General features: G+C 59.3%; 10 protein-coding genes and 1 pseudogene. 5 read left to right on the top strand and 6 right to left on the bottom strand.

Annotated features, from left to right (window positions below; translation table 11 throughout):
• Nucleotides 1-285: transposase (locus tag E1N52_RS26490; RefSeq protein ID WP_205965668.1), on the top strand; the 285-nt coding region annotated here is incomplete at its 5' end.
• On the opposite strand, the gene E1N52_RS26485 is transcribed toward E1N52_RS26490, so the two are convergent.
• From E1N52_RS26485 to E1N52_RS26475, 3 genes are all read right to left on the bottom strand, one after another.
• Nucleotides 230-808 carry a hypothetical protein gene (locus E1N52_RS26485; protein WP_133185766.1) on the bottom strand — a complete coding sequence of 193 codons (579 nt, stop codon included), beginning with the start codon at nt 806-808 and terminating at the stop codon, nt 230-232. The genes E1N52_RS26490 and E1N52_RS26485 overlap by 56 nt on opposite strands.
• A 232-nt stretch (nt 809-1,040) precedes the next feature.
• Nucleotides 1,041-1,937, bottom strand: a complete 897-nt coding sequence (locus E1N52_RS26480; protein ID WP_205965667.1) for a TIR domain-containing protein — start codon at nt 1,935-1,937, stop codon at nt 1,041-1,043.
• Nucleotides 1,937-2,224, bottom strand: coding sequence for a hypothetical protein (locus E1N52_RS26475; protein WP_246089225.1), 288 nt, complete (start codon nt 2,222-2,224; stop codon nt 1,937-1,939). The genes E1N52_RS26480 and E1N52_RS26475 overlap by 1 nt, the downstream gene beginning before the upstream one ends.
• 1,056 nt (nt 2,225-3,280) lie before the next feature.
• On the opposite strand from E1N52_RS26475, the gene E1N52_RS26470 reads away from it, so the two are divergent.
• The 4 genes and pseudogenes from E1N52_RS26470 (at nt 3,281) to E1N52_RS26455 (ending at nt 4,730) form a co-directional block, all read left to right on the top strand.
• Entirely contained in the window at nt 3,281-3,721 is a 441-nt protein-coding gene (locus E1N52_RS26470) for a hypothetical protein (RefSeq protein WP_133185765.1), read from the top strand.
• A 42-nt stretch (nt 3,722-3,763) separates the two neighbouring features.
• Nucleotides 3,764-4,105 carry a type IV toxin-antitoxin system AbiEi family antitoxin domain-containing protein gene (locus tag E1N52_RS45555; RefSeq protein WP_133185764.1) on the top strand — a complete coding sequence of 114 codons (342 nt, stop codon included), beginning with the start codon at nt 3,764-3,766 and terminating at the stop codon, nt 4,103-4,105.
• A pseudogene (locus E1N52_RS45550) lies at nt 4,099-4,308 on the top strand (type IV toxin-antitoxin system AbiEi family antitoxin domain-containing protein); the annotation flags it as partial. The gene E1N52_RS45555 and the pseudogene E1N52_RS45550, both read left to right, overlap by 7 nt.
• A 224-nt stretch (nt 4,309-4,532) precedes the next feature.
• Nucleotides 4,533-4,730 carry a hypothetical protein gene (locus tag E1N52_RS26455; RefSeq protein WP_133185762.1) on the top strand — a complete coding sequence of 66 codons (198 nt, stop codon included), beginning with the start codon at nt 4,533-4,535 and terminating at the stop codon, nt 4,728-4,730.
• Between the two features lie 292 nt (nt 4,731-5,022).
• Here the strand turns inward: E1N52_RS26455 and E1N52_RS26450 are convergent, their stop codons facing one another.
• The 3 genes from E1N52_RS26450 to E1N52_RS26440 all read right to left on the bottom strand — a co-directional run bounded on the left by E1N52_RS26450 (nt 5,023) and on the right by E1N52_RS26440 (nt 6,990).
• Complete coding sequence (locus E1N52_RS26450; RefSeq protein ID WP_246089224.1) at nt 5,023-5,607, bottom strand: hypothetical protein; 585 nt, start codon at nt 5,605-5,607, stop codon at nt 5,023-5,025.
• A 188-nt stretch (nt 5,608-5,795) separates the two neighbouring features.
• Complete coding sequence (locus E1N52_RS26445; RefSeq protein WP_133185761.1) at nt 5,796-6,275, bottom strand: nuclear transport factor 2 family protein; 480 nt, start codon at nt 6,273-6,275, stop codon at nt 5,796-5,798.
• On the bottom strand, nt 6,268-6,990 hold the full coding sequence (locus tag E1N52_RS26440; protein ID WP_133185760.1) for a TetR/AcrR family transcriptional regulator: 723 nt from the start codon (nt 6,988-6,990) through the stop codon (nt 6,268-6,270). Before E1N52_RS26440 ends, E1N52_RS26445 begins: the two co-directional genes overlap by 8 nt.
• Nucleotides 6,991-7,034 lie beyond the last annotated feature (44 nt).

The raw sequence follows: 7,034 nt of genomic DNA, 5'->3' as shown, positions 1-7,034 counted from the left end.
GACAACGTCAGCAGCCACAAGACACCGCGCGTGCACGAATTCTTGCGACAACACCGCAACGTGCGGTTGCATTACACCCCAACCTATACCTCTTGGCTGAATCAGGTGGAAAACTGGTTCTCGCGCATCCAGCGCGATGTAATTGCGCGAGGCATCTTCACCACGGTGAAGGATTTGGACCGCAAGCTGATGCGCTACATCCGCGAGCACAACAAGAATCCCAAGCCGATTAAATGGAAATACGATGATCCATCACGACGAATTCGGCCAGTGCCATTTCAATGACGCAGTCGACTAGCAGGAACAGTACAGCTTTCCCGTCCACATCCTTCGCCCAGAAAACATAGAGCAACGGATCGACGTAACGTTTTTGCGCTACTTGCCGGGGATCGAGCGCCTCGTGGTGAAACTCACACTGACCACCGGTGTTGCAGCGTTCGGCTATCGCCTCTATTTCCGCCGGAGGAATGCTTTCGCAGCCAAGAACCCACAGGGCGCCGACCGGCGGGCGGCGTCGTCCGTCAATGATTTCGTCAACAACGCTCCATGGAACGCAATACTCAGGGGCGACGGCCAAGTCCGCATGGGCTTCGACTGCAGACGAGAGAAAGCCACTGCAGAGCGCATGACCAAGCGCCGCATCCGCATGCCCCACCCTCATGTCATTCGCTTCGATTACGCCGGTAGGCTGCAGCAGGAGCGCGCGATACGGCTCACGGGCGGGGTTCAGCGCCTGCAATCCAATGAGCTCGAATGGCCGAGGCCGCTGACTGAGCATTTCCTCGACGTCGATTATGTCAATTGCCACTGTTTCCCCATAGTGCGAACTGCCGCTCAGAATGACTCATTCCGGCGTTCCCGGCTGCTAAAAGCACGCAATTTTCGTCAATCGGCGAGCCGCCGGCCCGGTTGAAAGGGCGATCTACGCGCCTGTGCGGGCTGCGAATCACGGACGCGAAAACTCCAGAAAACGTACGGCCCCACCTCAACGACGTGTTTCGGCATGGACGAAGAATCGAGCGCGACAAGCGGGCCCACGACTAGAACGCCTTGTTCAGATCAACCTCGTGGCCCGCGGCCCTGAGCTCACGGGCCAAGGCTAGCCTCCAGCCGCCCCCGTCATCCATGCTTTCCCAGACGACACCAGCGAAATCGCTGGGAATATCGACATTGCCGCGTCTGAGCGCACAGACCCTCTCGCGTCCGAGATGGCAAATGAAATAGCCGAGCTCGAGCAGCACGTTTTGTCGCGCCCGGGGCTTCAATTCGTCCTCTTTCACACTGCGACCGACATCATCAGGGGTCAGCAACACCACGGCGAAGCCCACATCGCGGTTCGCCTCAATTTTCTCGATAACCGTGCGCCCCTGGTTGGCCTGTTCATGAAGGATGACCGGTTCGAAACCTAGCCCATGCAGGTATCTGGCCACGGTCTCGCGTGCTTCGCCGTCGTGGCCGTGCACGATAAAAACCTTGTTCGACATGGGCATCACCAGCTTCGGTTGAGTGTTGCCATGGGCCATGACGTAACCTTTGTAGTCCCGTGCGAAGGGAATGATCATCTGGCGGGTGATGTTGTGAATCCCGGCCATGACCTTCGACCCACCGTAATAATAGGTATGACCGAAGTTGATCATGAAGTCAGGGTCGTCGGCGAACTTGCGGATGAGCAGCCACTCCAGTCCGAGGCCCTTATCACGATCATCCGGCCAGGCCAGCCGGACGCTGCCGACCATTCCACCTTCGGACTTGACGCTCTCGGCCAGGAATGCATCGAGATCCAGGCCAGCAGTAAGTTGCTGGTTAATCATGTCAAGAGCGGGGTCCTGAAGCAACCGCGCGAGCGTCTTAACCGGGCGGACGTACGACTGCAAATCGGAGGACTGCAGATCGAGAACCGCATTGTTGATCTGCTGGAAAAGGTCGGGCTGCACCATCAGGTTGCATCCTTCTCGAGACGCGCGGCCGCGGCCCGCTCAAGGATTCCTTCGCGCTGCGCTTCCTTCACGCCCTCCACGAGCTGGGCGACCAGCGGATTCGATGCATAGTGCGCCACACGCTCGTCGACCAGGCGCGAGGCTTCCTGGATTGCTGCTTCAATACTGGCCGGGTCGTGCGGGTCCATGCTGACCGAGCCCAGCTCGCCATCAAGTTCGCCAAGCGCTTTCTGGGCGGCTTCCAGATCGCGCGTCAGTTTGTCCAGCCCATCAATCTTAAACATCATTTGGTCTCCTTCTACGTGTGATAAAGGACATTATCAGATAGAAGGGCGCATTGTGTGCGGAGCTATATTGGCTTCATTCGTTGAGTAACGGGGGCCGCTGAACTCATTTTCATATGCATTCGCCTAGGCAAGCACCCTTTTGCCGCTTCGCCACAGTTGTCGGGAGTGAACTCTCATTACCGCTTTCCCAATTCAGGACGTCGAGCGGCTTTTTCGCCCTTGGAAGCAGCCGTCAGGTTGCTGAAATCCAACTAAACGATACGGAGGTCAATTTATGCGGTTTGCATGATTTGCACGCCGGCGACAATTAGCGCACTCGGTCGCGGGACGCGATGCGACCAGCCGCTGAATTACGTCAAAACCAAAAAACAATCAAACCATCTGCGCACCGACAAGACCGATACTTTTGATGCTACCTTTTCCGCGGCCTGCCTTCAGCGCCACTGCATCCCTCGAGTTCTTGGTGCCGTTCGAACCACCTTCGGTGCGCCCTTTTTCAGCCGTTCGAGCGCCTACAAGTACCGGTTGAGCGTATCAGTCCCGAATCGACTCCCGCTTGATAAGCTCGTGGCACCAGGCTCGGGCTCTAGGGGGACACCTTCCATCGTCGCCTCGATGACAAGTGGTTCGTCCAAGCAACGGACCTGTACGTCCACCCTCGAGGCGGGGCGCCCGACGAGACGCGCTACGAGTTTAAGCACCTGTCGCTGAACGGTCATGGGACGCGGCACGACTTCAAGACCGTCGCGGCGCTGACGAAGCGTTTGGGTGCCGCGAGAACAAGATGCAGGTTGTCCCTGCCGATCCCGCTCGCATCCACTGCCCGAAGTGGAAGGTCTGGATGCTACGGGTTAAAGGAGCCCGACCCGTGGTCGACCAATAAAAACTGACCCTTCCTGTCCTATGACGGGATGGTGCTCAGCCGTAGTATCCGCAACGTGTCCTGCGACGGTATCCTCGGAGCCGAGCCCGCGATCCGGTCCTTGGGGATGACGCGCACGGCAGCCGGTCGCCGCGACCCCGGCCCGAAGAACATGAAACCTGTGGAGACTGTCCATGACTAACCATGCTGTACAAGAGCCGCCTACTGCGACGGCGATCGAGTTTCGTGACGAACTGCTCGCAAAGGGGTGGCCCGACGATCATGGCGTTGCCTTGCTGACCGGCAAGAATTCCGGTCCAGAATCGACAACCTGTGCGGCTCAGGCAAGAGCGAGGGGCGCTCTGCTGGGCGTCTGGTCAGTCCGGTTGCAAGGCTTCACCTATCCTGACTTCCAGTTTGACCACTTGGGCGCAATCCGGCAGGAGGTTGCCGAACTCCTTGCCATACTGCCCAGCGACAACGATGACGGTGGCTGGAGGCGTGCATTCTGGCTCTATTCGCCGCATACTCTTCTCGAAGGCCAGACGCCTGCAGAGGTATTTCCGGACGCACCGGCGCGCGTGATCACGATCGCAAAGGTCGAATTCCGGGGTGATCCCGCTGCGCCTTGGTAGAACTGCGGCCTGTGACGCGGACTAGCGTCATCGAAGCAGAATGTGAGCCGACGCGTGCCCGGTCTTCACGTCGGGGGAAAGACCGCGCTTGATTGGCAAGGGATAAGACACAACATAGCGTTCCGCCTCAGAATGGCTCTATGGGCTTTCCAATCGTACAGGTTCCTCGACTGGGTTACCGAACACATGCCCTTCAGCTTTCAGACTACCCAGCTGTTTCAGGACGATGCACGAATAACAGCTTGGTCACGATCATTACCCAACAAGGACAACGAAATTCTCGTTTCAATCCCGGAACTCGCCCTTCTGGAACTTGCAAGCGCCATCGGCAAGGCGAGTGGTAAAGGACAGACTCTGGAAGAGACAGGCATCTCGCTGAACTAGTGCGTAATCTTCACGTTGACGTTTTAACCTCAATTCTCGGGTACTGCATTCGAGTGAACGTTCTCAAACTTATGCGAGATTTGGGACGAACTCGCGGATATGCATGGGCCAACAATCTTCAGGCGTACGTCGAGATGCGTAGTCCTGGAAAGCGATGGTCAAGAAGCGGAAAGGATGGCCGCCGACTTACGGTAGAGCCGTAGAATCGGCGACTCATTCCAACCGTCAACGCCTGCGGCGACGTCGCATGGGACGCATCTTCTCACGCCAATTGGCGCGAACCATACATTTCGCTGCGGCCACCGGAGGAAAGGTGAGCAAATTCGGGAGATACGGACTTGCCCATCGTCTTAGCTCCTGGAAATCCTCACCGTCCCGAACTCCTTCAGCGTCCTTGACACATACATGCAGGTTTTGTTGGGATCGCGTGAGCCAGATTCATCACCGACCACGTGACATGCGTTCGATTCGCCAATTCGTGCCGCGTCGCTGGCGCCCGAAAGCGCTCACCTTATTCTCAACGCTTTTTTACCTCCTGGAAGTCCTCACCATCCTGGAAACGCTCACCCATCCGCGCTCCACCGCCTTCAGGAAGCGCTTAGGCTTGCATCTGCTGTTTTTTTGATCACTGGACTCTATTGTCAGTTTTGGGCCCCTTTCTGAACATCGCAGCTTTTTTCATGTGCGATATATCGCGTATCCCGAAAAGCCTCACCTTCGCGTGGTGAGAATCGCTGCAATGCCGGCTACGCAAGGCAACTCCAAACTTATAATTCGCATAACGATGCAATTCCGTTCGGAAAAGTTTGCATCTGGGCAGAACCGCCCCCCGCCCAGCAAGGCAACTCTGAACTTGTTTGCCCAAAATCCGCAGTTTCCTCCAAGTCCGGACTTATTTGCCCGCCGACAGTTGAACCCTAGAACTTGAATCGCAACTGAAACCCGATGGTAAACGGCAGATCGTCAGACGGTATCGGCGGAATGACGATGAAGTTCACGCCCACGCGCTTGTACGCAACCATCACGATGGGCGCGACCACGGGCCCGATCGTATGGTCGTGGCCGAGGCCCCAGTTGCCATAGTTGTAGCCGGAGATGATGCCGCCCATCGCTGCGAGCCGCACGAAGCCCCAGTGCAGAAACTCGGGCGCCCACACTGCGCCGCCATAGTAAGAGGACCGGCGCAACGAATTGCGAAAACCGCCTGCCGTGAGCGCCCACGTGTCGCCGGGCCAGCATTCGATGCCAAGGCCCGGATTGAATTGTTCGAAGTCCTTGTCGGGATGGATGTGGTACGAGCCCACCATCGCGTCTACCCACAGGCCCGAACTACACCAGTTCGCTGCGTGCGCCGACTGCGCCGTGCCGAACAGCAGCAGCGGCAAGAGCAGCAGGGCAGCAGCCGCGCCGCGTTTCGTTCTCTTCGCCTGCTTTGTCGCTTGCGTTGTCGCCGTCGTTGTCGTTATTGTTGCTGCGCCACCTTGCTTCTGCCAAAACCGCATGGGCTCTCCGTCCTTTCTTGCGCCGATCCGCGAGGGGATCGTCTGTTTTCTGATTGCTGGTTCGCGGTGAATGACGAACTGTACCGCAACCCGATGCGTGCGCAATGGAGTCCAGGCTCGGATCGGGCAACTCGCTCACCGCCGGCATGGTGCCATGCGTAGCGAGTCGTCCCGATGAAAGCGAAGCGTCAGAGGCCGAGGTCGGAGAGGCCCGGATGATCGTCGGGACGGCGCCCGAGCGGCCAGTGATAGAGGCGATCCGCCTCGCGGATCGGCAGGTCGTTGATCGATGCGTGACGGTGCGCCATCAAGCCGTTCGCGTCGAATTCCCAGTTTTCGTTGCCATACGAGCGGAACCAGCTGCCCGAATCGTCGTGCCACTCATAGGCGAAACGCACTGCGATGCGGTTGTCCGTGTACGCCCATAGCTCCTTGATCAGGCGATAGTCGAGTTCGCGCGCCCACTTGCGCGTGAGAAGTCCCACGATGGCCTCGCGGCCCGTCACGAACTCTGCGCGATTGCGCCACACGCTTTGCGGCGTGTACGCAAGCGAAACGCGCTGCGGGTCGCGCGTGTTCCAGCCATCTTCCGCTGCGCGCACTTTCTGTATGGCGCTTTCGCGCGTGAACGGCGGCAGCGGCGGACGCACTTCGGGCGAATCACTCATGGTCTTGCTCCTTGCGTTGGGCGGCGCGCCGGGACGGTGCGCGCGATAGAGATCGGCTTTGAGACTGGCTTTGGGAATCGGAACCGCTTTTCGGTGCGAGGGCGTCGAGCAACGATCGGCCTGCCGCGCGTGCGTCGAGCGCCGCATCGGCGTCGCCGCTCACTAGCGCCACGCCGATCGCGCCGTCGATCAGGATCAGCCATTGCCGCGCGAGGCGTGCGGCGATCCGGCGATCTGCGCCGACGCTCGCGACCCACGCCTCGCACTGTTCGCGCACGAAGTCGAGCAGGCGTTCCTTGTGTTCGCGCGCGACCACGCGCACCGGGTCGTCGGGTGACGCGATTTCTCCGGCGGCGTTGAGAAACGCGCAACCGTGAAAGCCCTCGGACGTGAACCACTCGCGCAATACGTCGAACATGCCGGCAAGGCGTGCCTGCGGCGTGCGTCCGCGCGCGAGCGTACCGGCGACGAACCAGCGCATCCAGCGCTCGTCGCGCCGCGAAAGCGCAGCCGCGACTAACGCGTCCTTCGATTCGAAATACGTGTAGAAGCTCTTGCGCGCCGCCCCCGCCGCGCGAACGATCGCATCGACGCCCGTTGCGTGGATGCCGCCCGCGTAGATCAGCGCCTCGGCGGCTTCGAGCAGGCGCTCCCGCGCGTCGGCCTGTGGCGCTTCTGCGTTCGCTTCGGGGTTCGTTACGGCGGGCGGGCTCATGGCTAGTCTCGTTCAGCGGGATTGCGGCGGGATTGCGAAGGTCA

This window comes from Paraburkholderia guartelaensis (assembly GCF_004353905.1).
GTDB lineage: Bacteria > Pseudomonadota > Gammaproteobacteria > Burkholderiales > Burkholderiaceae > Paraburkholderia > Paraburkholderia guartelaensis.
Note: the sequence above shows the minus strand (reverse complement) of the source record. Positions and strands in the feature narration are given on the sequence as shown.